The organism is Geothrix alkalitolerans (assembly GCF_022808885.1).
Lineage (GTDB): Bacteria > Acidobacteriota > Holophagae > Holophagales > Holophagaceae > Geothrix > Geothrix alkalitolerans.
Genome location: NZ_JAKZLE010000002.1, coordinates 141,734 through 166,754, shown reverse-complemented (window position 1 = coordinate 166,754; position 25,021 = coordinate 141,734). Strand labels below are relative to the sequence as shown.

The 25,021-nt window shown below is 68.5% G+C and carries 23 protein-coding genes; 17 read left to right on the top strand and 6 right to left on the bottom strand.

Translation table 11 applies throughout. The features are described from left to right. Window positions 1-39: 39 nt before the first annotated feature. Window positions 40-471, bottom strand: a complete 432-nt coding sequence (locus tag MLJ35_RS04835; RefSeq protein ID WP_243383270.1) for a chemotaxis protein CheW — start codon at window positions 469-471, stop codon at window positions 40-42. After that, entirely contained in the window at window positions 464-2,482 is a 2,019-nt protein-coding gene (locus tag MLJ35_RS04830; protein WP_243383269.1) for a chemotaxis protein CheA, read from the bottom strand. Before MLJ35_RS04830 ends, MLJ35_RS04835 begins: the two co-directional genes overlap by 8 nt. A 93-nt stretch (window positions 2,483-2,575) precedes the next feature. Between MLJ35_RS04830 and kdsB the strand changes: the two genes are divergently transcribed. From kdsB to alr, 3 genes are all read left to right on the top strand, one after another. Next, window positions 2,576-3,361: a 3-deoxy-manno-octulosonate cytidylyltransferase gene (gene kdsB / locus MLJ35_RS04825; RefSeq protein ID WP_243383268.1), complete on the top strand. Its 786-nt coding sequence runs from the start codon at window positions 2,576-2,578 to the stop codon at window positions 3,359-3,361. Between the two features lie 92 nt (window positions 3,362-3,453). Beyond that, window positions 3,454-4,422 carry a thioredoxin-disulfide reductase gene (trxB, locus tag MLJ35_RS04820; protein ID WP_243383267.1) on the top strand — a complete coding sequence of 323 codons (969 nt, stop codon included), beginning with the start codon at window positions 3,454-3,456 and terminating at the stop codon, window positions 4,420-4,422. Beyond that, window positions 4,412-5,572 carry an alanine racemase gene (gene alr, locus MLJ35_RS04815; protein WP_243383266.1) on the top strand — a complete coding sequence of 387 codons (1,161 nt, stop codon included), beginning with the start codon at window positions 4,412-4,414 and terminating at the stop codon, window positions 5,570-5,572. Before trxB ends, alr begins: the two co-directional genes overlap by 11 nt. Window positions 5,573-5,581: 9 nt before the next feature. On the opposite strand, the gene MLJ35_RS04810 is transcribed toward alr, so the two are convergent. From MLJ35_RS04810 to MLJ35_RS04800, 3 genes are read right to left on the bottom strand one after another with little or no spacing between them, the layout of a single operon-like run. After that, entirely contained in the window at window positions 5,582-7,864 is a 2,283-nt protein-coding gene (locus MLJ35_RS04810) for an LPS-assembly protein LptD (protein WP_243383265.1), read from the bottom strand. 36 nt (window positions 7,865-7,900) lie between these two features. Next, the gene (locus MLJ35_RS04805; RefSeq protein ID WP_243293735.1) at window positions 7,901-8,623 is read right to left on the bottom strand and encodes a ZIP family metal transporter; all 723 of its coding nucleotides are present in this window, start codon (window positions 8,621-8,623) and stop codon (window positions 7,901-7,903) included. A 6-nt stretch (window positions 8,624-8,629) separates the two neighbouring features. Continuing rightward, window positions 8,630-10,915 (bottom strand): Rne/Rng family ribonuclease, encoded by a 2,286-nt coding sequence (locus tag MLJ35_RS04800; RefSeq protein WP_243383264.1) that lies wholly within the window; start codon window positions 10,913-10,915, stop codon window positions 8,630-8,632. Window positions 10,916-11,264: 349 nt separating this feature from the next. On the opposite strand from MLJ35_RS04800, the gene MLJ35_RS04795 reads away from it, so the two are divergent. The 6 genes from MLJ35_RS04795 to MLJ35_RS04770 all read left to right on the top strand — a co-directional run bounded on the left by MLJ35_RS04795 (window position 11,265) and on the right by MLJ35_RS04770 (window position 16,266). Then, a complete protein-coding gene (locus MLJ35_RS04795; RefSeq protein ID WP_243383263.1) occupies window positions 11,265-12,110 on the top strand; it encodes a phosphate ABC transporter substrate-binding protein in 846 nt (281 codons plus the stop codon). A 68-nt stretch (window positions 12,111-12,178) separates the two neighbouring features. Further along, entirely contained in the window at window positions 12,179-13,219 is a 1,041-nt protein-coding gene (gene pstC / locus MLJ35_RS04790; protein WP_243383262.1) for a phosphate ABC transporter permease subunit PstC, read from the top strand. After that, the gene (gene pstA / locus MLJ35_RS04785; protein ID WP_243383261.1) at window positions 13,219-14,100 is read left to right on the top strand and encodes a phosphate ABC transporter permease PstA; all 882 of its coding nucleotides are present in this window, start codon (window positions 13,219-13,221) and stop codon (window positions 14,098-14,100) included. The genes pstC and pstA overlap by 1 nt, the downstream gene beginning before the upstream one ends. Beyond that, window positions 14,100-14,882, top strand: coding sequence for a phosphate ABC transporter ATP-binding protein PstB (gene pstB / locus MLJ35_RS04780; RefSeq protein ID WP_275976381.1), 783 nt, complete (start codon window positions 14,100-14,102; stop codon window positions 14,880-14,882). Before pstA ends, pstB begins: the two co-directional genes overlap by 1 nt. Beyond that, entirely contained in the window at window positions 14,882-15,547 is a 666-nt protein-coding gene (gene phoU / locus MLJ35_RS04775; RefSeq protein ID WP_243293740.1) for a phosphate signaling complex protein PhoU, read from the top strand. The genes pstB and phoU overlap by 1 nt, the downstream gene beginning before the upstream one ends. A gap of 14 nt (window positions 15,548-15,561) precedes the next feature. After that, window positions 15,562-16,266 (top strand): response regulator transcription factor, encoded by a 705-nt coding sequence (locus MLJ35_RS04770; RefSeq protein WP_243383260.1) that lies wholly within the window; start codon window positions 15,562-15,564, stop codon window positions 16,264-16,266. A 51-nt stretch (window positions 16,267-16,317) separates the two neighbouring features. Here MLJ35_RS04770 and MLJ35_RS04765 read toward each other — a convergent pair whose 3' ends face one another. After that, on the bottom strand, window positions 16,318-17,670 hold the full coding sequence (locus MLJ35_RS04765; RefSeq protein WP_243383259.1) for a sensor histidine kinase: 1,353 nt from the start codon (window positions 17,668-17,670) through the stop codon (window positions 16,318-16,320). 114 nt (window positions 17,671-17,784) lie between these two features. On the opposite strand from MLJ35_RS04765, the gene MLJ35_RS04760 reads away from it, so the two are divergent. From MLJ35_RS04760 to MLJ35_RS04725, 8 genes are all read left to right on the top strand, one after another. Continuing rightward, window positions 17,785-18,432 (top strand): DUF47 domain-containing protein, encoded by a 648-nt coding sequence (locus MLJ35_RS04760; RefSeq protein WP_243383258.1) that lies wholly within the window; start codon window positions 17,785-17,787, stop codon window positions 18,430-18,432. 7 nt (window positions 18,433-18,439) lie between these two features. Continuing rightward, a complete protein-coding gene (locus tag MLJ35_RS04755) occupies window positions 18,440-19,456 on the top strand; it encodes an inorganic phosphate transporter (RefSeq protein ID WP_243383257.1) in 1,017 nt (338 codons plus the stop codon). Window positions 19,457-19,546: 90 nt separating this feature from the next. After that, window positions 19,547-20,083 (top strand): GNAT family N-acetyltransferase, encoded by a 537-nt coding sequence (locus MLJ35_RS04750; protein ID WP_243383256.1) that lies wholly within the window; start codon window positions 19,547-19,549, stop codon window positions 20,081-20,083. After that, the gene (locus MLJ35_RS04745) at window positions 20,083-20,763 is read left to right on the top strand and encodes a lysophospholipid acyltransferase family protein (protein WP_243383255.1); all 681 of its coding nucleotides are present in this window, start codon (window positions 20,083-20,085) and stop codon (window positions 20,761-20,763) included. The genes MLJ35_RS04750 and MLJ35_RS04745 overlap by 1 nt, the downstream gene beginning before the upstream one ends. Continuing rightward, complete coding sequence (locus MLJ35_RS04740; RefSeq protein ID WP_243383254.1) at window positions 20,753-21,691, top strand: arginase family protein; 939 nt, start codon at window positions 20,753-20,755, stop codon at window positions 21,689-21,691. The genes MLJ35_RS04745 and MLJ35_RS04740 overlap by 11 nt, the downstream gene beginning before the upstream one ends. Before the next feature lie 7 nt (window positions 21,692-21,698). Next, complete coding sequence (locus MLJ35_RS04735) at window positions 21,699-22,193, top strand: hypothetical protein (protein WP_243383253.1); 495 nt, start codon at window positions 21,699-21,701, stop codon at window positions 22,191-22,193. A 34-nt stretch (window positions 22,194-22,227) separates the two neighbouring features. Next, window positions 22,228-24,156 carry a site-specific recombinase gene (locus MLJ35_RS04730; protein WP_243383252.1) on the top strand — a complete coding sequence of 643 codons (1,929 nt, stop codon included), beginning with the start codon at window positions 22,228-22,230 and terminating at the stop codon, window positions 24,154-24,156. Next, window positions 24,149-25,018, top strand: coding sequence for a DUF2911 domain-containing protein (locus tag MLJ35_RS04725; protein WP_243383251.1), 870 nt, complete (start codon window positions 24,149-24,151; stop codon window positions 25,016-25,018). The genes MLJ35_RS04730 and MLJ35_RS04725 overlap by 8 nt, the downstream gene beginning before the upstream one ends. Window positions 25,019-25,021: the final 3 nt, after the last annotated feature.

The window sequence follows — 25,021 nt, the reverse complement described above, 5'->3', positions numbered from 1 at the left end:
GGCACGAAACCCCCATCATCGCATGGACGCCCCAGGCAGTCAGCGGGCCTTGCGGAGGCGGTGCAGGAGCGCCAGGAGCCGATCGGGATCCAGCACCGGCAGCTCCTGGTCCTCCAGCCGACACAGTCCGGCCAGGATGGGCCTCCAGGCATCCTCGGCGGGGGAGTCGTTCAGGCCCCCCTCCGGGGCCTCCACGGTGCCCGCCACCCCCTCCAGGGGCAGACCCAGCCGGGGCCGGAGAACCGCCAGCACCGTGGGGGGTGCCGCGTGGTCCGGGTCTCCTCCGACCACGCCCCAATCCAACACCGGGAGGAATTCCCCGTGATGGAGCACCACGCCCTGAATGCCCGGGGGACCGCTGGGAATGGGCGCCACCGGGGCGCCCGGGACCACCTCCCGGAGTTCGGACAAGGGCAGGAGGAAAGCCCGCCCGGCGGCCCTGGCGTGGAGGAGGAGGCGTGAATCAGACATCGGCCACCCGCTTCATGAGGGAATCCATGGCCAGGCCCATGACCGCCTCCGGATCCAGCACCCAGAGGACACCGTCCTCCTGGAGGCTCCCACCCATGATTCCCGGGGTATGGGCCAGTTCGGGCAGGCTCCGGAGCAGGAGCTCGACGCGGCCGGCGACCTCGTCCACCCCCAACGCGAGGTCCAGCCCTGCCTCGGCGGCCGCACCCTGCTGGCGAAGCACCACGAAGAACTGCTGGCCGGCCGGCTCGGGCAATCCCAGGCAGGCCTGGAGCGATTCCATGGGCAGGTCCCGGCCCAGGACCTCGATGCGCCCGCCCCCATGAACGGGAGCGAGGCTCGACTGGACCCGGAGCACATGGTTCAGCGGCACCCCAAAGGTCTGCTGGCCACAGCGGACCTTCAGACAGGCGATCACGGCCCTGGACAGGGGCAGGCTCAGCCGGACCAGGCTGCCCAGGCGGGGTTCGCTGGAGATCTGGATGTCGCCGCCCATCCCTTCCACCTCGGCCCGCACGACGTCCATGCCCACACCCCGGCCGGAGATCTGCGAGGCCCGCTCCTTGGTGGAGAAACCTGGCTCCAGGGCCAGCCGATGGAGGTCTTCGGCAGAGTGGACCTGACCCTCCTTGAGCAGCCCCATGGCGATGCCGCGCGCCTCGATGCGCGCCAGGTCGAAGCCGCGCCCGTCGTCCCGGAGGTCGAAACGGAGATTCTGGCCCCGCTGGGAGGCCGAGATCCTCAGGGAACCGGTTTCGGCCTTGCCCTGGGCCACCCGTTCCGCGGGGCTTTCGAGCCCGTGGTCGAGGGCGTTCCTCACGAGATGCAGGAACGGCTCGGCGAGCCGCCCGAGCAGGCTGCGCTCAAGCTCCAGATCCCCACCCTGGAAGGAGAGCCGGACCGGCTTGCCCATGTCCCGGCTGAGGGCTTTCACCATGGGCTCGATCCTCTGGAACAGGCTCTCGACCTTCACCATGCGCATCTGCAGAAGGGCCTTCTGGACCTCCAGCAGGCCAGCCTCGATCTCCCCCATCATGGCCATGGGCCGGGCCAGGCCGGGATCCTGGACCTCTCGGAGGGCCAGGCTCGCCGAGTCCCGCACTTGCGCGACGGCCATGAGCCTGGCCTCCAGGGCATCTACCCGCTGGGCCGGCAACCTCAGCACCTCGGCATCCTGGGGGAAGGCCGCCGGGAGGTTGGAGGCCGCCTGCGCCGGTTCCGGCGAAACCAGGGGACCGGGATCCGCCTTCAAGCTGGCCGGCACCCGGTCCGGATCCGCCAGCGCCATGACTTCCAGGTTCTCTTCCGGAAGGGTGCCAAGACCCTCGGCCTCCAGGGCCGGCGTGGCCACCAGCAGCAGGAAAAACAGGCCGTCGCGATCGTCGTGCATCTCGAGCGGCAGCGTGGAAATCAGCTCGCCCTGGGCGCCTGCCGCCTCGCTGATGCTCCTGAGGCGTTCATCGAAGGTCGCCAGGTCGAGCCGCACGCTGACACCTTGGATGGGCATGCCCGCCAGGAGCACCGCCGTGACCCGCGTCCGTTCGTACTCAGACAGGGCCTTCAGGAGGTCAGGTGGGAGATCCAGGAGCCCGGTGAGGTCCAGGACCGCGCCTTCGGACGGCCTGGCCAGCGCTTCCAGCTCGCCGAGCTGGCGCCGGATGGCGTGAAGGTAGTCCTCAGGCTCCGGCCGCCCCCGCCGGAGCTCGGCCAATCCGGACTCCAGGGCCTGGATGCCAGCCTCGAGCGTTTCGATCAGCGAATCCGTGGACCGGAGCCGCCCCTGGCGCATCAGGTCGAAGATGTCCTCCATGCGGTGGGCAGCCTGGCTGAACCGGGGGAAGCCAAGCATCCCCGCCATGCCCTTCAGCGTATGGGTGGTGCGGAACAGGGCGTTGACGGAGGCTTGCACCACGTGCGGCGGCTGGGGCGACTTCAGCGAGGCCAGCCTCTGCCGGGCCTGCACGAACAGGTCTTCGCATTCAGCCCAGACATCGTCAAAGGAGGGATCCATGGAACTCCCGATGAAGTGGCATCGGCAGGAGCGTCCGGGGACTGGAGTCCGGGGGGGTCAGCCCTCAGGCCTCATCCCGTCTAAACTGCTCCCATGCGCACCCTCGCCGTCCTCCCCTCCCGATTCCAGGCCTCCCGCTTCCCGGGCAAGCCCCTGGCCCTCATCGCCGGGAAACCCATGATCCAGTGGGTCTTCGAGGCGGCCAAGCGGGCCCAGGGCGTGGACCGGGTGGTGGTGGCCACGGACGATGGCCGCATCGCCGACACCGTGAAGGGCTTCGGCGGCGAAGCCGTGATGACGGACCCCGCCCTGCCCTCCGGCACGGACCGCACGGCGGCGGCCCTCGCGGCCCTGGGGGAATCCTTCGACTGCGTGCTGAACATCCAGGGCGATGAACCGGCCATGCACCCCGACACGGTGGCTGCCGTGGTGGGCCTCATGCGCGACCAGCCGGACCTGCCAATGGGCACGGCCGCCTGCCCCTTCGCGCATGCCGACGAGCTCTTCAATCCCAACGCCGTGAAGGTGGTGGTGGACGACCACCGGCGGGCCCTCTACTTCAGCCGCAGCCCCATCCCCTACCTGCGCAACTCCTCGGTCTTCGAACCGGATTTCCGGCCATGGATGAAGCCGGAGCAGCTGGCCCACTTCAAGCGTCATCTGGGGCTCTACGCCTATCGGCCGGATACCCTCAAAGCCTTCACCCGGCTGGCGCCTCACCCCCTGGAGCAGCTGGAGATGCTGGAACAGCTCCGCGCCCTGGCCGCGGGTATCCCCATCGGTGTGGCGGACACCCCCTTCCTGAGCCTGGGCGTGGACGTGCCCGCGGACGTGCCTGCCGCCGAAGCCCTGCTGCGGGAGCGGGGGCTGGCCCGCTAGGCGCCGCCAGTCCAGGCGCTCTAGGCGCCAGCCGATCCAGGCGCGCTAGACTCGAAGGACGGCTGAAGCCTGTTCCTTGCCAGGAGAATCTTGTGAGCCACCACAAAGTCGTCGTCATCGGCACCGGCCCCGCGGGCTATACCGCGGCCCTGTATGCCTCCCGGGCCAACCTGGCGCCCCTGGTGTTCGAAGGCGCCCAGCCCGGCGGCCAGCTCACCATCACCACGGAAGTGGAGAACTTCCCCGGCTTCCGCCAGGGCGTCGCCGGCCCGGCCCTCATGGACGAGATGCGCGAGCAGGTGCTCCGCTTCGGCACCGTCATCAAGTCCGAGACCGTCCTCAAGGCTGACCTCCAGGCCCGCCCCTTCAAGCTCACCACTGACAAGGGCGAGTACACCGCGGACGCCGTGATCATCGCCACGGGTGCCTCGGCCAAGTGGCTGGGCATCAGCAAGGATGAGCAGCTCTCCCGCACGGGCGGCGGCGTGAGCGCCTGCGCCACCTGCGACGGCTTCTTCTTCCGCGGCAAGGAGATCGCCGTGGTGGGCGGCGGCGACACCGCCATCGAGGAGGCCACCTTCCTCACGAAGTTCGCCACCAAGGTCCACCTCATCCACCGCCGGGACAAACTCCGCGCCTCCAAGGCCATGCAGGATCGGGCCCTCAAGAACGAGAAGATCCAGCCCGTCTGGAACAAGGTGGTGCTCGACGTGCTGACCGCCACCCACGAGACGCCCATGGGCGAAAAGGTGGAGAAGATCCGCGCTCTCAAGCTCAAGGACACCGTGGACGGCTCCGAGTCCGAGCTGCCTGTCGAGGGGCTCTTCGTGGCCATCGGCCACCAGCCCAACACGGGCCTGTTCAAGGGCCAGCTTCCCATGGACGAGACCGGCTACCTCCAGGTGGAGAAGGGCTCCACGCGCACGGCCATTTCCGGCGTCTTCGCCTGCGGCGACGTGCAGGACCATGTGTACCGGCAGGCCATCACCGCCGCGGGCAGCGGCTGCATGGCCGCCATCGACGCCGAGCGCTGGCTGGTCGATCAGGGCCTTGCCGAGTGATGGCCGCCTGGTGAATGAGCAGCACCTCGAACCCCTGAAGCCGCATCCGGAGGGCCGGGCCCTCCGGGCGGAGGTGGATTTGGGCCGGATCGCGCGCAATCTGGGCCGCGTCCGCACCCTTGTGGGCGGACGGCAGATCTGGGGCGTGGTGAAAGCCAACGCCTACGGGCACGGGGCCGTGCCCGTGGGCCGGGCCCTGGAGTCCGCCGGAGCCTACGGGCTCGCCGTCTCCAGCCTCGAAGAAGGCCTCGAGCTGCGGCGGGGAGGCATCACCTGTCCGATCCTCGTCCTGGGAGGCCTCCGCCCCGAGGCCCTGCCGGCCGCCAGCGCGGAGAACCTCACCATCGCGGTGGTGGGGCCGGAGCATCTGGAGGACTATGCCCGCCTCCTGCCCCAGCACCCCGTGCGGCTCCACTTGAAGCTGGACACAGGCATGGGACGCTTCGGCCTCCTGCCCTCGGAACTGGGGGACTGCCTTCCGGCCCTGCGCCGCCTCTCCCCATGGATCGAAGGCGCCATGGGCCACTTCGCCACGGCGGACGATCCGGATCCTGGTTTCGCCCACCGTCAGCGGCGGGTCTTCGATGCCTGCATGGCGCAGCTGGCGGACGGAGGCGTCCATCCGGCCCAGCGCCACCATGGGAACAGCGACGCCTGCCTGCGGGGCCTGCTGGACCAGGACACCCACGTGCGACCCGGCTTGGCCTTGTACGGCCTGGCCATGGTCGCCGAAGGCCGTGCGCTCGGCCTGGAGCCGGCCCTGGAGCTGGTGGCCGAGGTGGCCCGGGTGAAGGCCATGCCCGCGGGCACGACGGTGGGCTATGGCCGCACCTTCGTCGCGCCCCATCCCTTGCAGATCGCCACCTTGGCCTGCGGCTATGCGGACGGCTACCGACGCGACCTGGGGAACCGGGCCGTCGTCGGCTTCCGTGGCCAGACCTTTCCCGTGGTGGGCCGGATTTCTATGGACTACCTCACGGTGGCCCTGCCTTTGGACGTGCCCGTGGCGCCGGGGGAGCCGATGACCCTGTACAGCGGGGACCCCGCGGCGGCGCACAGCCTCGAGCGTCTGGCCCAGCTCCTCGGCACCATCCCCTACGAACTGAGCTGCGCGCTCCACCGCAGGATCACCCGCCGTTTCCTTCCGTAGGAATGGCTCTCAACGCCTGAAGCTGAAGAGGTCCCCCAGCCCGCGGAGGGTGAGGGTCAGGTCGATGCGATCCTCCCGCCCGCCGGACACGAGGTTGGTGTTCAGGGCCACGTGGGTGTACTTCAGCACGTAGGCCACGCAGGGCTCCACGTAGGCCAGAGCCACCTGGCTGGAGGCGAAGGCGCTCATGTGGAAGTCGTAGTTGGCGCTGAATTCCAGGCGGAGCCGGTCGTCCCAGAAACGCTGGACGCCGCCCGCCTGCAGCCCCTTCTGGCGCACCAGGAACCGGTTGATGCCCGTGGAGAAGTAGGCCAGGTTGAACCGGCTTCCGTCCTTGACCTTGAAGTCCATGCTCAGAGCATTGTCCGAGCCGCCGGCGCCCAGGTCCGAGGAACGGCGGAGGCTGATCCGCAAGCGCTCGTCGGGTTCCACGTCCAGGTCCGTGTCCACGCTGGACCAGCCCTTCTTGTAGCGGCCGTCGCTGAGGATGATGGGCGACGCATGGTAGCGGGTGGCGATGCGGAGTCGCGCCAGATCCGCGAACCCGGTGCCAGGCCCCGGGCGGCCGAAGATGTGCTGCTTGAGGCCCACTTCGAAGCTCCGTTCGCCCGAAGCGCTTTCATTCACGCCCGGGAAAGCGTCCACCGAGTCGAACCGGGGCAGCCTGCCCGCCTCGCCGTACAGGCTCGTCTGCGTCCAGCCGAAATAGGGCTCGGCGACATGCTTGAGTTCGCCCTTGTATCCGAGGAGCGAGACATCCTTGAAGGTCCGCCCCACCTGCGGTCCTGACAGCCGCAGATGTCCCGAGCCCAGGAACCGCGTCGCCGCCGCACCATCCACCTGGAAGGGGCTGGTGGCGGGGTTCACCACGGTGTCGGTGGCCCCGCCCTCCGGATCGAACACGGAAGAGCCCAGGCTGGCGCTGTAGTGGGTCGCGCGGCCCATGGCCTCGAAGTCCGCGCGGAAGGGTCCCCACTGCCCCAGGCGGCCGTGGATGCGGGCATTCGCATCCTGGCGGTCCCAGGCGTAGGTATCCGCGGGGGCCGTGGCGCTGCCTTCGATGCGGTAGGCGAACCGGCCCACCCGGACGCCGCCATCGAGGTACAGGGGGCCGACCAGGGAGACGGGAAAGAAGCGGAATTCCGCCTGGGGCAGCGTCTGCCGGCGGAGAGAGGCCGGAAAATCCGGACTGTAGAAGGGATCCCCCTGGTCCTTCGTGTAGAAGAAGCTGCGCTGCTCAGCGGCCGAGAGGTTGAGGTTTCCGAAGGTGTAGGTGCGCCCCAGGTAGATCGCCGAGTCGAAGCTGGTGGCGCCGAGGTAGCCGATGCCCTTCCCGAAATCCGCATCGACGAGATTGTCCGAAGCCTGGTTGACGTCCGCCGTGAGCTGCCAGCCATCCTCACGCTGCCACACCTCCTTCAGCGAGTAGCGGTAGCGGCGCTCGTCGAGGCTCTTCTGGTGGATGGTCTGGCCGGAGAAGCTGCCCTGGTGGGTCAGGTCCGGCCGCCAGCGTGCTTCCCCACCCCAGAGGACGCCCTCCTTGGTGAAGTACTCCGGCGACAAGGTGGCATCCACCGAGTCGCCCATGACCTGGTAATAGGAAAGCCCCAGGGTGGTGCCGAAGGCGCTGGACATCCCGATCTTCGGGGGGAGCAGGCCCGAGGTCCGCTCCGCCTGTGCCGGATACAGGGCATAGGGCACGTAGTAGATCGGGACGGCACCCAGGAGCACCCGGGCGTTCCACATGCTGGCGAAGCCATCCAGGTCGACCTTCAGGGAGGAGAGGCGGGCCTTCCAGCCGGGCTTCTCCTCCGGGCAAGGGCTCAGTTCCACGGCATCGAAGGCCCAGGTGCGCAGCGTGGTGAAGGCCACGTGGCTGGAGCGCAGGGTCCAGCTCGGAGGCAGGTCCATCTGCAGCGCCCAGGCTTGGCCGGATCGCCGCTCCCAGTCCATCTCCAGGCGCTCCCCCCGGAGCCGCAGGCCCGGTCCCTCCAGTCGGATGTGTCCCTCCGCCACCAGGCGGCCGTCCGGGATGTGGTACCGGATGCGGTCCGCCAGCAGCAGCAACCCCTCGGACTGGATGGCACCCTGCTCCAGCGTCCAGACATCGGCCTCCTCGAAGACCCCTTCCCCTCGGTAATCGAAGGGCACCCTGGCCAGACCCGGCCCCCGGTCCACGCGGAAGGGGCGGAGGGGCAGCAACTCAGCGGGCGTGGGCGCGTCCAGCGGAAGGGGCTGCGGAAGATCAGGCAGGCCCTGGGCCGCCAGCAGGGCCTGCACGGCACCCAGCATCAGGCCTCGGGTCCTCCCGGGGATGGCCATGGGCGATCAGTGATGGTGCGGCAGCAGCCGCGAGCTGACGAGGAAGATGCCCACCCCGGCCAGGAGCGCCACCGTGCTGCGGAAGCCGGAGACTTTCTGCACTTCCGGCAGGAGGTCGGAGCTGGACACGTAGAGCGCCAATCCAGCCGTGAGCCCCAGCACCGGCCCCGTGGGAAGGCCCAGCATGGACTGCCCCGCCGCTCCCACCAGGGCCGCCAGGGCCAGGGTCGCCGCGGCCAGGATGGCGCCCCGGTTCCCGAAGCCCCGCACCAGGAAGATCGACGCGATGGTGCCGCCCTCGGGAATGCGGTGGAAGAGGATGCCCAGCACCACCAGGGGACCGAGGTTGCTGTGGGTGGCCAGGGCCGCGGCGATGGCCACACCATCCATGAGGCTGTGCAGGGAGAGCCCCACCAGGGCGAGGACGCCGCTCAGGGGCGTCCCATCCTTGTGGGTCTCCTCTCCGTAATGGAAGTGGAGCGTGATGCCGTGCTCCATGATGTGGACCAGCAGGTAGCCGGCCAGAACCCAGAAGGCATTGCCCTCGCCGCCCTTGGCCTCCATGCATTCCGGGATGATGCGGACCACGGTGACGGAGAGCAGGTAGCCCGCCGCCACGCCCGAGAGCAGGCGCATGAACTGCGCCCGTCCCTGGAGGAACCGCACCACGCCCCAGCCGCCCAGAAGGGTGGCCAGGGACGCGAGAGGGGCCAGCCAGTAGATCGACATGGACGACTACTCGGCCTTGGGTTTCTTGGCGCGCGTGGCTTTGGCCTTGGCGGCGACGGGAGCTTCCTCAGCCTTGGCGGGAGCCTCCTCGGCCTTGACCCCAGCCTTGGCCGCAGCCTTGGGGGGGGTCTTGGCAGCGGTCTTGGCCGGTGCCTTGGCCTTCGGCCCGGCCTTCTTCTTGGCCGGAGCTTCCGCCACGGGTTCAGCGGCCTGGATCGCCTCGGGGGCAGGCGTCACCGTCGTCACGGGTTCCGGCAGGGCGGTCACCTTGGCCCGGGGCGTGCGCTTGGGCTTGGCCGGGGCCGCCTCGGGCTCGTGGGCCGCAGGCGCGGCGCCACCAATCTTCGGCCTCGGGCTGGGAGTCAGGAGGCTGGCCACGAGGTCCGCCGTGGCTTTCGGCGGCTCGGGCTGGGCCTCAAACGAAGGCTCCGGGCGGGAGGTCGGCTCGATGGAATCAGCGGCCAGAACCCCCGCCGCCTCGCCATTCCGCTCGGCGCCGCCCTTCCGGCGACGGCGGCGACGCTTGCGCTTGGCACCCTCACCCTTGGAGTCGCCCGTTTCGGCGTCAGTCCCCTCTTCGTCTTCATCGTCCTCGGGCTTGGCGCTCTCGAAGAGGGCGCGCAACCGCTCCCGCTCATCCAGGGCCGCCCGCTGAAGGTCCCGCCGGTCGTACTTGAAGGCTTCCTTCTTGGGCTCCTTGGCGGGCTCGCCCGGAGTGCCCAGGGCCTTCTCGAAGGAGATCGGGCTGTCGCCGCCCAGGACCACGGTCTCGTCCTCTGGAGCGCCCTTTTCACGGTGCGGTTTGGGCGCGGCTTTCTCGACGGGGGTTTCTTCCGCCCGCTCGATCTCGGCAGCCATCTCGCCGTAGGACATGGACCAATCCGCCTGGATGAGGATCCTGGCGTCGCTCTGCTCCTCCATCTGGGCCAGGTCCCGGCGCTTCTGGTTCTGAACCGCCGCGGCGATGGCCGGGGCCAGCTTCACGCGGATCTCGCCGATGCCGCCCTTGGCCAGGATGCCCTGCAGGCGACGCACCACGGACAGCACCAGGGCTTCCAGGGTCTTCACCTTGCCGGTGCCGGCGCAGGTGGGGCAGGCCTCGTGGTTCACATGCTGGAGGCTGGGCCGGATGCGCTGGCGGGTCATGACGAGCACGCCGAAGCGGTTGATCTTCCCCACCTCCATGCGGGCCTTGTCGGCCTTGAGGCAGTCCACCAGGCGGTCCTGCACGGCGCGGATGTGGGAATCGCGTTTCATGTCGATGAAATCGATGGCGACCAGGCCGGCCAGGTCGCGCAGGCGCAGCTGCCGAGCCACCTCCTCGGCGGCTTCCATGTTGGTCTTGAACGCCATGTCCTCCACGCCGTCGCCGGAGGTCTTGCCGCTGTTCACGTCGATGGCCACCATGGCTTCGGTCTGATCCAGGGCCAGGGCGCCGCCGCTGGGCAGGGGCACCTTGCGGCCGTAGATGCGGTCGATCTGCTCTTCCAGCTGGAAGCGAGAGAAGAGTGGCTTCTTGCCCGTGTAGTGCTTCAGCACGTCCAGGTGCTGGGGCATGGTGCGCTTGAAGAAGGACTGGGCCGCATGGAACGTGTCCAGATCGTCGATCTGGACTTCCTCCACATCGGCGCTGAAGGTGTCGCGCAGGGTGCGGGTGACGACGTCATCCTCCTGCCAGACCAGGCCAGGGCCGTGGCGGTGCTTGTAGCGGTTCAGCACTTCCTTGTAGGTGTCCAGCAGGTACTCCAGATCGCGCTGGAAGTCCTCCTTCGTGACGCCCAGGCTGGCGGTGCGGACGATCACGCCGATGTCCTCAGGGATCTCGAGGGTGTCAACCAGCTGCTTGAAGTGCCGGCGTTCCTCCGTGCCCTCGATCTTGCGGCTGATGCCGTTGACGGGGTTCCCGGGCGTGATCACCAGGTACCGGCCGGCGAGGCTGATCTGGCCGGTCATCATGGCGCCCTTGGTGCCCAGCTCCTCGCGGACGGCCTGGACGAGGATCTCCTGGTCCCGCTGGAGAATCTCCTGGATCCGCCCCCGGCGGCCCTCGCTCAGGTCCCGGGGCAGCTCCCCGAGGGGCAGGAAGCCGTTCTTCTGGCCGCCGAAGTGCACGAACGCGGCCTGGAGGCTGGTGTCCACCCGGACGACCTTGGCCTTGTAGAGGTTGCCTTTGATCTTCTCGTTGTGGAGGAACTCGACGTCGTAGTCGAACAGCACGCCGTCGATCAGGCTGGCCACCCGGATCTCTTCCGGATCGGTGGCGTTGATCATCATGATTTTCTTGGGGTTCAAGGATTCTCCTGTGGGTTCCCAGGCTACGGCTGGCGCATGGCAAGCGCGGCGGCCTTCCTTGGGGCTGGATATCGGGATGGGAGGTCGGGAAACCGAAGGGGGCCCTGCCCTGGCTTCGGCCACCCGGAATGGAAAAAAGGGATGGTCGTGATCCCCGGGGGCAAAGGGCGTGGCCTCGATCTGCCCGCTGGATCTTCAATCATTAAATCCACTTATTCCCTCGGGGGCAAGCCTGGAACCCCCGGGGGGAGGCCAAGGGCGGCCCGGCGGAAGTTACAGGGATGTCACACCCATGATCACAGGCCTTTACCCATGCCCCTCAGAGTCGAGGTCATTGAAGGAGGCAACGATGAAGATCCGATTCATGGCCCGGGCCATCCTGGCTGGCCTGCTGGTGACCGGGGCCGCCCAGGCCCAGACCGTGACCGTCATGGGTTCCACCGCCCTGGGCCCGATCGTCAAGAAAGCGGCCGAGGACTACATGAAGTCCCATCCCGGTGTCCAGATCGCTGTGAGCGGCGGCGGCTCCATGACCGGCCTGAACCAGGTGACCAGCGGCGGCTGCCAGATCGGCATCTCCGACGTGTTCGCCACTCCCGACCAGGAGAAGGCCGGCATCAAGAACCACAACATCGTGGTCCAGCCCTTCACCCTGGTGGCCCACCCGGGCGTCGGCGTGAAGAACCTTTCCGCCCAGCAGGCCGAGCAGATCTTCACCGGCAAGATCGGCAACTGGCAGGAAGTCGGCGGGCAGAACCGGAAGATCGTCCGAGTGATCCGCCCCGAGTCCTCCGGCACCCGAGCCGTCCAGAAGAAGACCATCCTGCACGACCAGGAGTTCGCCAAGGACGTGCTGATCCAGGACTCCACCGGCGCCGTCGTCACGGCCGTGGCCACCACGCCTGGGGCGATCTCCTTCGTGGAGCTGGAGCACCTCGAGAAGAACAAGAACCGGATCGCCGGCATCGCCTACAACGGCGTGGCCTGCTCCAACGAGGCCGTGAAATCCGGCAAGTATCCCGTCTTCTCCTTCGGCCACGCCTACACGAACCCCGCCAAGCTGGGTGATCCCAAGGTGAAGCAGGCCGTGGAGGACTTCCTGGCCTACATCCTGAGCCCCTCGTTCCAGCAGAACGTGATCAAGGCCGGCTACCTGCCGGTGGATTACGTGAAGTCCCTCAAGACCAAGCTTTGAGATCCATCGGGACCACCCTTGCCCACCCGGCGGCCCTGCCGCCGGGTGGTTTGCGGAAAGGCGAGCCCATGCCCCAGGCACCTGAAGTCTCCATCGCGGCCGCCTCCGAAGGCGGCTATCCCATGCTTGAGGATGGGCTCAGCCCGGCCGGTGCCGTCGCACCCGCCTTCAAGCACAGCCGGCTCCAGCGGCTGGCGGACCGCTGGGCCCACCTCGGCTTCCTGGTCTGCAGCCTCCTGGTGGTGGGCCTCATCGGAGGCATCCTCTACTTCCTGGCCACCCGCGGGCTGGCCGCCTTTCTGCCCATGGCCGGCAACACCGGGAGGACCCTGAGCTTCTCCGAGGTCTTCCTGTCCGCGGACTGGGCCCCCTCCTCGGATCGCTTCGGCATCCTGCCCTTCATCGCGGGCTCCCTGGGCGTCACCGGGCTGGCCCTTCTCATCGCCGCCCCGGCCGGCGTCCTCACGGGCGTGTTCATCGCCAAGATGGCCCCGGCCTGGATGCGCAACCTCATGCGCCAGGTCATGGATCTGCTCGTGGGCATCCCGTCGGTGGTCTACGGCATCTTCGGGCTCACTGTGGTGCTGCCCCTGGTGAGCCGCACCTGGCTCGAGGAGGCCCCGGCCTCGGGCTTCGCCGTGTCCGCCCTGATCCTGGCGGTCATGATCGTGCCCACCATCGTCAGCCTGTCCACGGACGCCTTCGAGTCCCTGCCCGCCGCCCTGGACGAAGGCGCCCAGGCCTTGGGCTCCAGCCGCTGGCAGGCCATCTGGCGCGTCCTCATCCCCGCGGCCCGCCCCCGCCTGCTCACCGCCATGGTGCTGGGTCTGGGCCGGGCCATCGGCGAGGCCATGGCCGTGCAGATGGTCATCGGCAACAACCCCCAGTGGGTGGCCCTCATGCGGGAATCCACGGACCGGGCTCCGTTCCTCCGCGCCCTCTTCACGCCGGCGGCGACCCTCACCACCGAGCTGGTGCAGGAGCTCCCCAACACGGCGGCCGGCTCCACCTGGAACAACGTCCTCTTCGCCATGGGTCTGCTGCTCTACCTGCTGACCATGGTCCTGATCCTGGCCACTCGTCGCCTGGGCCGCGGGAAGGAGGCCTGATGAACGCCGCCATCCCCGTCTTCCGCCGCTCCCGGACCTCCAAGGTCGTGGACCGCCTCATGCGCGGTGTCCTCTGGGCCATCGCGCTGACGTTCGTAGCCGTGCTGATCCTCTTCGTGGGGGCCATCCTCAAGCAGGGCTGGCCGGTCCTGAACCTGGGCTTCCTCACGAAGATGCCTGAGACCCTCGACGCCGGTGGCGGCATCAAGCCGCAGATCTTCAACTCGATCTACCTGGTGGTGCTCTCCCTGGGCATTTCCCTGCCCGTGGGCCTGGGCGCCGGCATCTACATGGCGGCTTATGCGGGCCAGGGCCGGGCCCTGCGCTTCCTCCGGCTCTGCATCGAGACCCTCGCGGCCACCCCCTCCATCGTGCTGGCCCTCTTCGGCATGATCGTCTTCGTGCAGGCCATGGGCTGGAGCTTCTCCATCCGCTCCGGCGCCCTCACGCTGGCCCTCCTGAACATCCCCGTCATCACCCGCGTCACCGAGGTGAGCCTCCTGGCCGTGCCTCGGGAGCTGAAGGAAGCCAGCTACGGCCTGGGAGCCACCAAGCTCCAGACCATCCTCAAGGTGGCCCTGCCCTACGCCGCCACCGGCATCCTCACGGGCCTGGTGCTCACGGCGGGCCGGGCCTTCGGCGAGAGCGCCATCCTGGTCTTCACCGCGGGCACCAACGCCAGCGCCCAGTTCCCGGACTTCCGCCTCACGGTGCCCGGTGAGACCCTCTCCGTGCACCTCTGGTACGTCACCTCGGACGGCACCCTGCCCGACGCCCGGGAAATCGCGGCGGGCACCGCGGCCGTGATGATCCTGGTCCTCCTCACCCTGAACCTGCTGGTCCGCCTGGTGGACCGCGCCATCCGACGGCGGACACGCTGATGCTCACCCCCACCCTCCCGGAAACCAAGCCCATCAAGCTGTCCGTCCGCGACATGGCCTTCAGCTATGGCCCGAAGAAGATCCTGGATGGCCTCTCCATGGACATCCATGCCGAGCGTGTGACGGCCATCATCGGCCCGAGCGGGTGCGGCAAGAGCACTTTCCTCAAGTGCTTCAACCGCATCCACGAGGTCGCTGCAGACGTCGATGTCGGGGGCGACATCCAGATCGACGGGGTGGACATCTACCGGGGCGGCATCGACGTGGTGGACCTCCGGCGCCGCGTGGGCATGGTCTTCCAGAAGCCGAACCCCTTCCCCAAGTCCATCTACGAGAACGTCGCGTTCGGACCACGCCTCTTCGGAGTCAAGGATCGTGCGACCCTGGACGGCATCGTGGAGGACGCGCTGCGCAAGGCCGCTCTCTGGGATGAGGTGAAGGACCGGCTCAAGGACAGCGCCAGCGGCATGAGCGGCGGCCAGCAGCAGCGGCTCTGCATCGCCAGGGCCCTGGCGGTGAATCCTGAAGTGCTCCTGATGGACGAGCCCTGCTCGGCGCTGGACCCCATCGCCACCTCGAAGATCGAGGACCTCATTGGCGAACTGAAAGAGAGCCTCACCATCGTCATCGTCACCCACAACATGCAGCAGGCCGCCCGGGTCAGCGACTACACGGCGTTCTTCTGGCTGGGCAAGCTGGTGGAGATGGACCTGACGGAGCGCATCTTCACCACGCCGAGGGTTCAAATGACGGAAGACTACATCACGGGGAGGTTCGGCTGATGCGGCAGTTCGACACGGAACTGAAGGAACTCCGGGAAGGCATCATGGCCATGGCCGGGGTGGCGGAGGAGATGCTCGAGCTCACCATCCAGGCCTTGGCGGAGCCGTCCCAGGCCAAGGCCGACCAGGTGAACCACCTGGACCGCCGCATGGACGAGTGGGAGCTGAAGCTTGATCAGCAGTGCATCGATCTCCTGGCCCTCCGGAACCCCGCGGCCTCGGACCTGCGCCGCATCGCCTCGAGCCTGAAGATCATCCCCGAGCTGGAGCGCATCGGCGATCACTGCTGCAACATCGCCCGCCGCGTGGGCATGGTCCATCCGCCCATCCTGGCCGGGAATGATCTGGAGCGCCTGGGCACGGAGACCCGGAGCATGGTCCGTCGGGCCGTGGACGCATTCGTGAGCAACGACGCCGCTCTGGCCCATGCCGTCATCCTGAGCGACGACAGTGTGGACGCCCTCTACGGAAAGCTCTATCGCGACTTGCTGCGCAGCATGCTGGCGGATCCCCTCTGCATCGAACGGGCCAGCCACCTGATCCTCGTCATCAAGAACTGGGAGCGCATCGCGGACCAGGCCACCAACATCGCGGAGGAAGTGCTCTTCATCCTCGAGGGCCGCAGCGCCAAGCACACCTATCTCCGCGGCGATTCCGTAGAATAGGGGGGAAGGATCCCATGCCCCACATCCTCCTCCTGGAAGACGACACCGAGATCCGTCTCGGCCTGGAACAGCATCTGCGCCGCGAAGGCTTCAGCCTGACCAGTGTGGGCACCGGCCGGGAGGCCCTCCAGGCGCTCGGCGCCTCCGGATCCCGCCTGGACGCGGCCCTCCTCGACCTGAGCCTGCCCGACATGGACGGGCTCGATGTGCTCCGGGCCATTCGGGCCCACCACGCGCACCGGAGCCTTCCCGTCCTCCTCGTGACGGCGCGGAGCGAGGAGATCGACCGGGTCCTCGGCCTGGAGCTGGGTGCGGACGACTACATTTCCAAGCCCTTCTCCACCCGGGAACTGGCGGCCAGGCTCCGGGCCATCCTCCGCCGGTCCACACCAGCGGAACCGTCCGAACGCCCCCGCCAGCTCACCTTCGGCCCCATCACGGTGGATCTGGACATGCACACCACAAGGGTGGACGGCCAGCTCGTAGACCTTACGCGCCGCGAGTTCGAGCTCCTGGTGTACTTCCTCGGCAATCCCCGCCGGGTCCTCACTCGCGAGAAGATCCTGCAGCAGGTCTGGGGCCTGGAATACCTCGGCGAGAGCCGCACCATCGACGCCCACGTCCGCCGGGTTCGGGCCAAGATCGGCCCCGTGGCGGCGGAGCAGATCGAAACGGTGGTGGGGGTCGGCTACCGCCTGGGCGGGCCCAGCGAGGCTTGAGGGCACCTGGAAAGATGTGACGGCGGCCCAGCCGGGATCCGGCCCGGTACGCTAGGCCCGGTCGCGCTCTCCGGGCTGGGGCGGCAGGATCACCCGGAAGGTGGCCCCTTCCCCCGGTCGGCTCTCGAGGGCCACCTCGCCGCCCATCAGGCGACAGAGGTGCTTCACGATGGCCAGCCCCAGGCCCGTCCCGGGCTTGGCCTTCGCGGCCTGGGCCCGGTAGAACCGCTCAAAGATGCGCCCCTGCTCCGCCTCCGGAACGCCCGGTCCCTCGTCGCTCACCTCCCAGACCTGCCCCTGGGCCGAGAGGCGGACGCCGAGCCGCACACGGCTTCCAGGCGGGCTGAACTTGATGGCGTTCGAAAGAAGGTTCTCTAGCACCTGGCTCAGGCGGAGGGGGTCTGCCATGAGGGTGGCCCCATCCGGGGCCTCGACGTCCACCTCCAGCTGGACAGAGGCTTCCGCCAGCCGGGCCTGCTGATCCTTCACCACCGTGGCGATGAAGGCGGCGAGGTCAAGCCGGACCGGCTCCAGATGCATGGCCCCGCTTTCGATGCGGCTCAGTTCCGACAGATCCCCCAGCAGCATGGCCAGCCGATCCACAGACCGGAGGATGGAACGCGTCCCACCTAGTGCAGCCTCGGGCAGGTCCTCCTCCTGCAGGTTTTCCGCCGCGATCCGGATGGCCGTCACCGGCGTCTTCAGCTCGTGGCTGACGTTGGAGATGAACTTCTGCCGGGTGGTCTCCAGGGCCTCCTGGCTGGTCACGTCGTCGACGGTCAGCAGCACGCCGGAGATGCTGCCCACCGGCGCGAAGGGGATGGCCCGCACCCGGAGCGTGCGGCCCGCCCGCGCCAGCCGCCATTCAGAAGGGACGCCCTGGTAGGCCCGCTGCACCGCAGGAGGGCTGTCGGGATCCCGGAATACCTCGGCCACGGCCATCCCCTTGTCCAGGGGCGCCCCCAAGCCCAGGTGCCGCTGGGCCGCCGGGTTGAACTGCTCCAGGCCGCCCGTGGGTCCGAAGAGCAGCACGCCCTCCTCGAGCCGGGCCATGATGCCTGGGAGCAGGCGATCTTCGCGGGCCGCGCGCTCCCGCAGGTCCAGATTCTCCTGCTCCAGCGCCGACCATGCCTGGGGAAGATCCTCGATGGCGCTGGGTCGCGACCCGCCCAGGAGGCGCCCCAGGGGTTCCGCCACCAGGCGCACCTGCCAGCGGGCCATCAGGATGACCACCAGGACCACCGTGGCCACGAGTCCCAGGATCCAGGGCACGGACACCCCTTTCTGGACCGTCATGCCCAGTCCCAGGCCCAGGAACAGCACGGCGCCCAGGCAAACGAGGGCGCGCTCCAGGAAAGCCCTCACGCCGGGCCCCGCCTCGCGATGTGAGCTGCGTTCCGCCATGCCTTCTGACCATACACTGTCTACGAGGTCACAACCCACCGGCCAGCGGCCAATTTACGCTCCGTTTACACTCCCGGAACCGGTACAGTGGAGGGCGGATCTGTGGGAGTGGTCATGTCCTTGAATGCCGTGATGCGCTGGCTCAAGCCTCGGGAGATGGTTTTCTTCGATCTCCTGGAATCCGCTTCTAGCAACGTCTACCAGGCAGCGCAACTCTTCGACCGTGAGATCCGCAGCGGCGACCCGGACCGGTTCGCGGAGCTGCGCCGGCAGATGAAGGACCTGGAGCATGCCGGCGACGACATCACCCACGAGATCATCGACCGCCTGAACCACACCTTCGTCACGCCCATCGACCGGGAGGACATCCTGGCCCTGGCGCATTCCATCGATGACGTGATCGACCGCATCCATTCGGTCTGCGAGCGCCTGATCCTCTACCGCATCAGCCACGTGATGCCCGCCGTCACGGAGATCAGCTCCATCATCGTGGAGGGTGCCGGCGAGATCCTCCACCTCACCCGGTCCTTGCGCAACATGTCCAACCAGAAGGAGATCGGGGACCGCATCCGCCGGGTCCACGCTCTGGAGAACAGGGCCGATTCCATCTACCACGCGGGCCTGGCACAGATCTTCCAGGATCCCAAGGATCCCATCGAGCTCGTGAAGTGGAAGGAAATGCTCGAAAAGATCGAGGACGCCACCGACAAGATCGAGCTGGTGGCCAAGGTCATCGGCTCCACCGTGATGAAGAACGCCTGAGGCTTCGATGATCGAAGCGTTCCTCATCCCGTCCCTGGCGGCCCTGATTCTTCTGTCCTGGGGCATCGACTACATCAACGGATTCCACGACACGGCCAACTCCATCGCTACCGTGGTGAGCACCGGCGTGCTTCCCGCCAAGTACGCCCTGATCATGTCAGCGACCTTGAACTTCGCGGGGGCCCTGGCCGGGACCTCCGTGGCCACAACCATCGCCAAGGGCATCGCCGACAGCCAGCACGTGGTCCCGGCGGTCATCGCCGCGGCTCTCATGGCCGCCATCACGTGGGATCTGCTCACCTGGTGGTTCGGCATCCCGTCCAGCACGAGCCATACCCTGCTTGGCAGCCTGGCCGGGGCCGTCGTGGCCCACGCGGGATTCGGGGCCCTCCACACCCAGAAGCTCGAGGAGATCGGCGCTTTCATCATCATCTCCCCAGCGATGGGATTCATCGTGGGCATGCTGCTCATCCTGGTCATCCTGTGGATCGTGCGCCATTTCTCTGGCCACAAAGTGAATATCGTCTTCCGCAAAATGCAGCTGGTGAGCGCCGCGGCGATGTCTTTCACCCACGGCCAGAATGATGCCCAGAAGGCCATGGGCGTCATCTGCCTCGCGCTCATCGCCTACAAGTTCCACCTCCCGGTGGACGCCAAGGCCAAAGTGATCATCCCCCTCTGGGTGAAGATCGGCAGCGCCAGCTTTATGGCCCTGGGCACCGCCTCCGGTGGCTGGAAGATCATCAAGACCATGGGCTCGAAGATCGTGAAGCTGCGCCCCATCCACGGCTTCGCCGCCGAAACCGCGGCTGCGGCTGTGCTTTTCACCACGGCCCACTTCGGCATTCCAGTCAGCACCACCCACAGCATCACGGGCGCCATCATGGGCGTCGGCACCTCCATGAACGCCAGCGCGGTTCGCTGGGGCGTGGCTGGCAACATCGTCGTGGCCTGGGTGCTCACCATCCCCATCAGCGCCCTGCTCGCAGCGGGCTTCCTCAAGCTGGTGGTGCCGTTCTTCTGATCCGCAGGAATGTCGCGGCAAAATCGCCGCGCCTTCGCAGGCCCGTCATGACTGCCTCCGATCCTGGTGCAAACACCAGGGAGGCCCGCCATGACCATCGCGACCCTCAGTCCTCATCCTGAAGGCGCCCGCTACACCGTCCGGCCACTCGGCAGCGCCGACTTCGCCCACCTCCAGCGCCTCGAGTCCGAGATCTGGGCCGGGGACGGGGCAGGCCAGCTGTGCCCCCACTACCTGCGCCTCTGCACCGAGCTCTACGGCGATTGGTGCTTCCTGGCCATGGATGGCGACCGGCCCGTGGGCTACGTCCTCAATTTCGTGAAGGGAACGACGGTCTACTGCGCCACGCTGGCCGTGCATCCCGACTTCCAGAAGGGCCGGGTGAACTACCTGCTCATCCGTGCCATGGTGGCCAAGCTGCTCCAGGAGAACGTGGAGGAGTGCCGGTTCCTGGTGGAGCCTGGCAACGATGACGCCCGCAGCGTGCACCACGCCCTGGGCGCCCGCGTGGTGGCGGAAGTCCGCGATTACTACGGCCCCGGCGACACCCGGCTCTGGTCCGCCATCACCCGGGATGACCTGGAGCGCGTGCGGGCCCGCTACACCCGCCTGAAGCTGGTGAGCTAGTGAGCTGGGCCGGCGTCCTCTGGCCGACCTTCGCCCTGCTGCCCCGGCTGGCGGCCGGGGCGGAGCCGCAGCCCGGCCTGCATCGCTGGGCGCGTCGGCTCCTCCCGGCCTTGGGCGTGGACCTCGAAGTGGCGGGATATCCCAGGAGAGACATCCCCCTCTGGGTGGCCAACCACCTCAGCTGGGTGGATCCCGTGGCCCTCATGAGCCTCCGCCCCATGGGCACCATCGCCAAGGGCGAGGTCACCGGTTACCCCGTCATCGGCCACTGGGCGCGAAAATCCGGCATCCACTTCGTGGATCGCGACGACGCCACCAGCCGGGCGGCGGCTCTGGCACGCTTCGCCGCCTCGCTGCGGGAAGGCCGGGACATGCTGCTCTTCCCGGAGGGCACCACGACCCGAGGCGAACGTCTGGCGCCGTTCTACGAGGGCGGCCTTCGGGCGGCATTTGAACTGGGCCTGCCGGCCCAGCCCTTCCGCCTCAGCAGCCCGGCTCCCCACTACCCGTGGACCGGCGAGGAGACCCTGCTGCCGCACCTCCGTACCCTCTTCACCACGCGCACGCCCCTCACCGTGGTGGCGGAGCCACCCCTTCATCCGGCCGGGTTCAAGGACCCGGATCAGTGGATCGACGCCTTCCGCACCGCCCTCGAACCCCGGAGCTGCCATGTCCACTGATGTCCTCATGCAGGGCCTCCGCACGGGGCTCACGCCCTTCCTGGGCCTGCCCCTCGTCCTCGACCCGCGGCCGGCCACAGGTGTGGTGCTGGGAGTTCCCTGCGACGCCGGCGTGATCAACCGGCCGGGCGCCCGCCTCGGGCCCTGGGCCCTGCGGGCGGCCTCCATGGGCCTCGGGACCCATCCCATGCCCGACCATCTCCGCGAGGGCCGGCCAGTTCTGGGCCCCGGCGCCGCCCACGGGTGGCTGGATGGCGGCAACATCCCCACCCTGCCCTTCTCTCTGGCCGAAGCCATCGAGACGGTCCAGGCCACCGTGGGCGCCTGGGCCATGACCGGCTGCCGCACACTGATGCTCGGCGGCGATCACAGCCTCACGCTCGGAGCCCTGCGGGCCCTGGCCCTCCAGCACGGTCCCCTGGGCCTCCTGCACCTGGATGCCCACCCGGACGCTGGCGAGGGCGCGGCCTGGGGCACGGATCTCCATCACGGCACCTGGGTTCGGCAGGCCCTCGAGGAAGGTCTGCTCGATCCAGGACGGGTGGTGCAGGGAGGCCTGCGCGCGCCCCGGTTCGACGACGGCGAGCTGGGCTATCTCCAGGCCGCCGGGGTGCGGATGTGGACGCCCGCGGACCTGCGGGACCCACGCCTAGCCTCGCGCCTGGCTGCCGATATCGCCGCCGTGGGCCGGGGCCCCGCCTACCTGAGCCTGGACCTGGACGTCCTTGATCCTGTCCTCGTGCCCGCGGTGGCGGAGCCGGTCCCTGGCGGCCTCAGCTTCGATGAGATCGTGCGTCTCATCCAGGCCAGCCGCCTGTGGAGCAATCCCTGGGTGGGTGCGGACCTCATGGAACTGGCTCCCATGCTGGATGGCGCCGACACCAGCGCCAGGATCGGCGCCCACCTCGCCCTCCACCTCCTTGCCTGAGGTCCCCATGAGCGCCCTCGACGCCTTCCGCACCTGTCATGGCGAACCCGGCTGGGATGACATCGTCATCGGCCACGACTTCGGGCTCCTCGAGGCCGCCGAGATCCAGGCCTGGGTGGCGGGTGAAGACCCGGCGGCCAGGCGGCTGCGCCTGCTGTGGGGCGAGGCCCTCCGGACCTTCGAGGCCCACCTCTGGGCGGCCTGCGCCGAGGCCGTGGGCAGGACGCCGCGACCGGGGAGCACGGGCTGGTCCCGCGCCCAGGATCGCTGGCGGGAGGCCCTCCTGCGCGAAGCCCTGGCGGGAGAATGCACCGCCGCGCAGCTGGCGGCCAAGGTGGAACGCATCTACGAACAGGTGGGCTGCCCCGAGGACATGCTGCTCATGCTGCGCCCGTCCCAGCCCTGGTCCGGCACTCCCGCTACGGTAGATCCCCAAGCAGTGCAACATTTCCTAAATAAGACTAGTCCCTCCTCATCCAATCGGACGAAGCCTGGATGCTAAGGTTGTGGCACCCTGTGGGCTCCCCGGAGTCCCGATGCCCCTGTCCGACCCCAGGCTGGACCAACTCCTGACCGGCGGCGCACCGAACCTGGAGCAGCTGCTGCGGTGGCTGCTGGAAGCTTCACCGGTGAGCTCGGTGGACGGGGAGCCCCGGCGCACGACGCGGCTGCGGCGGCTCCACGGGGGCCTGGTCTTCCGGGGGCTCACGCGCCAGCTTTCCGACGCATGGAATCACGCATCGGCCATCCGCCTCCTCGCCGAGACCGGCCTGCCGGACCGTACCACCCTGATGGGCGAGGGCTTCCTGCGGATGGTGGACCGGGTCATCCCCCGTCTCGATCCCGAGGGCGACCTCTACGCGCTGCTCGACCGCCTGGACTTGGATGAGGAGGATGCCGCCTGGGTGGAAGGCCTGCCGGCCGATCTCAAAATCCTGTGGGCTCCGCTGCTGACGCCCCCGCCGGACATCTGGGCCCATGCGGCCCGCCTGCTGGCCCACCGGGCAGCCGCCGTGGGGCTCTCCCGCGACCTCCTGGCCCTGGACCCCGAGGGCAGCGACGCCGATTCACCCTTCTTCCGCCTCACGAGAGTGGTCCACGATGCCGGGGAGCACCCCGGCGATCCCGCCGCCCGGGCCGCCTGGGAGGCCTGCTGGACGGCCTGCGTCGCCACCCTGGTCGAGGCCCACGCCCGACTCGACGAGCGTGGCGTCTCCACGGACCTGGTGTTCCGGCTAGAACTGCTGGAGGCCCAGCTGACGCGGATCGGCCAGATCCTCGATTTCGCGGCGGGCCGAGGGGATGGCGCGGCTTTCGCGGCCGAACTGGTGCGGGGCAGCGCCGCGCAGCATGGGCTGTTGTCCCTCCTGCGCACCACCGTCAAGCGCCTGGCCCGCAAGGTCGTGGAGCACACGGGCGAGACTGGTGAGCACTACATCGCCCGGGACCGGTCCGAGTGGTGGGCCATGGGTCGGTCGGCGGCGGGTGGCGGCCTTCTCACGGCGGGCACGGCTCTGTTCAAGGTCGGCCTTTCCGCCCTGGCCATGGCGCCCCTGCTCTCCGGCCTCACCCTGACCGCCAACTACGCGGTGAGCTTCTGCGCCATGCAGCTCCTGGGTTTCAGCCTGGCGTCGAAGCAGCCGGCCATGACGGCCTCGGCCCTGGCACGGGCCCTGGAGATCGATGATGGCCAGACGAGGGAGATCGAGCTGGTGGCGTCCATCACCCGCACCCAGGTCGTCGCCACCCTGGGCAACGTGTTGATCACCATGCCTGTGGCGGTGGGGCTCGTGGCGGCGTGGGTCTGGCTGACGAGCCACTCGCCCCTGAACCAGGAATCAGCCCTCCACAGCCTGCGGGGCACCCACCCCTTCCACGGCTGGACCCTGGTCTTCGCGGCCCTCACGGGCGTGCTGCTCTGGCTCTCCAGCCTCGCGGCCGGGTGGACCGCCAACTGGAGCGCCTACCGCTGCCTGCCCGAGGCCCTGGCCCAGAATCACCGCATCCGCTCCTGGCTGGGGCCTGAGAAGGCCGACGCCCTGGGCCGCTTCATCCAGAAGCACCTGGCGGGTTTCGCGGGCTACACGGCGCTCGGTGCTCTGCTGGTCTTCGTGCCCATGGCCTTCGCCTTCGCCGGGATCCATGTCGAGGTCCGTCACGTCACGCTGCAGGCGGCCTCGCTGGCCCTGGGCTCCGCCACGTTGTGGTTCCATGGATCCCTGGCCTGGACGGATGTCCTCTGGAGCCTGCTGGGCATCGGCCTCATCGGGGTGATGAACTTCGCCGTGTCCTTCGCCCTCGCGCTGTGGACGGCCTTGCGCGCCCGCGATCTCAGCGGCCGGGCGAGCCGTCGCCTCTGGTGGGACATCCTCAGGGCCTTCAACCGGAATCCGGGACGATTTCTCCTCCCGCCGCGCCGGGATGCTACCCTCGACAGCCGCCTCCCCGGAGATTCCCATGCGTAGCGTCCTTCTCCCCATCCTGCTGCTCGCTTCCACCGCCCTCCCCTCCGCCGCCCAGGACAAGCCCGCCCCCGTGCGACTGACGCCCTTGCGCGTGAGTCCCGCATGCACCGTGTCCCAGGACATCGGCATCAGCCGGATCGAGGTGGCCTTCGCCCGCCCCGCCGTGAAGGGCCGGCAGATCTGGGGTGGCCTGGTTCCCTACGGCCAGGTGTGGCGGGCCGGCGCCAACAGCGCCACCACGATCACCCTCAGCCACGCGGCGCAGGTGGCCGGGAAGGCCGTCCCTGCAGGCACCTACGGGTTCTTCGCCATCCCCGGCGCGAAGGCCTGGACGCTCATCCTCAACAAGAAGGCCAAGCAGTGGGGCGCCTACGACTACAAGGCCGAGGAGGACCTCCTGCGCTGGGAGGCTACCCCCCAGGCCGGCCCCTTCCTCGAGTACCTGGACTACCGGGTGATTCCCACGGGTACCGGCAGCGCCACGGTGGAGCTTGGCTGGGAGAACCTCCGCGTGAGCTTCCCCGTGGTGTTCGACACCAAGGCCATCTACTGGGCCCACCTGGAGGACACGCTGAAGAAGGCGCCGGACACGGACTGGGTACCCTGGTACCAGGCCGCGGCCTACTGCCAGGCCCAGGGCATCGAGCCCCAGAAGGCCCAGGCCTGGATCGAGAAGAGCCTCAAGGCCGGCGACAGCTTCTGGAACCACGAGACGGCCGCCCGGATCTACAAAGACGCCAAGCGCATGCCCGACGCCCTCGCCCAGCTCCAGAAGGCCATCGACCTCTCGAAGGGCAAGGCCCCGAAGGAATACACCGAGAACCTGGAGAAGGAACTGGCGGTCTGGAAGGGCGGGAACTAGGGT

Coding starts and splice junctions, on each gene's coding strand:
- MLJ35_RS04810 (WP_243383265.1), bottom strand. CDS start 7,864: ATGCTGGGTGCCGTGCAGGCCCTGCTGGCGGCCCAGGGCCTGCCTGAT.
- pstB (WP_275976381.1), top strand. CDS start 14,100: ATGCTCACCCCCACCCTCCCGGAAACCAAGCCCATCAAGCTGTCCGTC.
- MLJ35_RS04770 (WP_243383260.1), top strand. CDS start 15,562: ATGCCCCACATCCTCCTCCTGGAAGACGACACCGAGATCCGTCTCGGC.
- MLJ35_RS04830 (WP_243383269.1), bottom strand. CDS start 2,482: ATGGATCCCTCCTTTGACGATGTCTGGGCTGAATGCGAAGACCTGTTC.
- MLJ35_RS04795 (WP_243383263.1), top strand. CDS start 11,265: ATGAAGATCCGATTCATGGCCCGGGCCATCCTGGCTGGCCTGCTGGTG.
- MLJ35_RS04760 (WP_243383258.1), top strand. CDS start 17,785: ATGTCCTTGAATGCCGTGATGCGCTGGCTCAAGCCTCGGGAGATGGTT.
- pstA (WP_243383261.1), top strand. CDS start 13,219: ATGAACGCCGCCATCCCCGTCTTCCGCCGCTCCCGGACCTCCAAGGTC.
- MLJ35_RS04765 (WP_243383259.1), bottom strand. CDS start 17,670: ATGGCGGAACGCAGCTCACATCGCGAGGCGGGGCCCGGCGTGAGGGCT.
- pstC (WP_243383262.1), top strand. CDS start 12,179: ATGCCCCAGGCACCTGAAGTCTCCATCGCGGCCGCCTCCGAAGGCGGC.
- MLJ35_RS04730 (WP_243383252.1), top strand. CDS start 22,228: ATGCCCCTGTCCGACCCCAGGCTGGACCAACTCCTGACCGGCGGCGCA.
- phoU (WP_243293740.1), top strand. CDS start 14,882: ATGCGGCAGTTCGACACGGAACTGAAGGAACTCCGGGAAGGCATCATG.
- MLJ35_RS04750 (WP_243383256.1), top strand. CDS start 19,547: ATGACCATCGCGACCCTCAGTCCTCATCCTGAAGGCGCCCGCTACACC.
- kdsB (WP_243383268.1), top strand. CDS start 2,576: ATGCGCACCCTCGCCGTCCTCCCCTCCCGATTCCAGGCCTCCCGCTTC.
- MLJ35_RS04735 (WP_243383253.1), top strand. CDS start 21,699: ATGAGCGCCCTCGACGCCTTCCGCACCTGTCATGGCGAACCCGGCTGG.
- MLJ35_RS04755 (WP_243383257.1), top strand. CDS start 18,440: ATGATCGAAGCGTTCCTCATCCCGTCCCTGGCGGCCCTGATTCTTCTG.
- MLJ35_RS04740 (WP_243383254.1), top strand. CDS start 20,753: ATGTCCACTGATGTCCTCATGCAGGGCCTCCGCACGGGGCTCACGCCC.
- MLJ35_RS04725 (WP_243383251.1), top strand. CDS start 24,149: ATGCGTAGCGTCCTTCTCCCCATCCTGCTGCTCGCTTCCACCGCCCTC.
- MLJ35_RS04835 (WP_243383270.1), bottom strand. CDS start 471: ATGTCTGATTCACGCCTCCTCCTCCACGCCAGGGCCGCCGGGCGGGCT.
- MLJ35_RS04805 (WP_243293735.1), bottom strand. CDS start 8,623: ATGTCGATCTACTGGCTGGCCCCTCTCGCGTCCCTGGCCACCCTTCTG.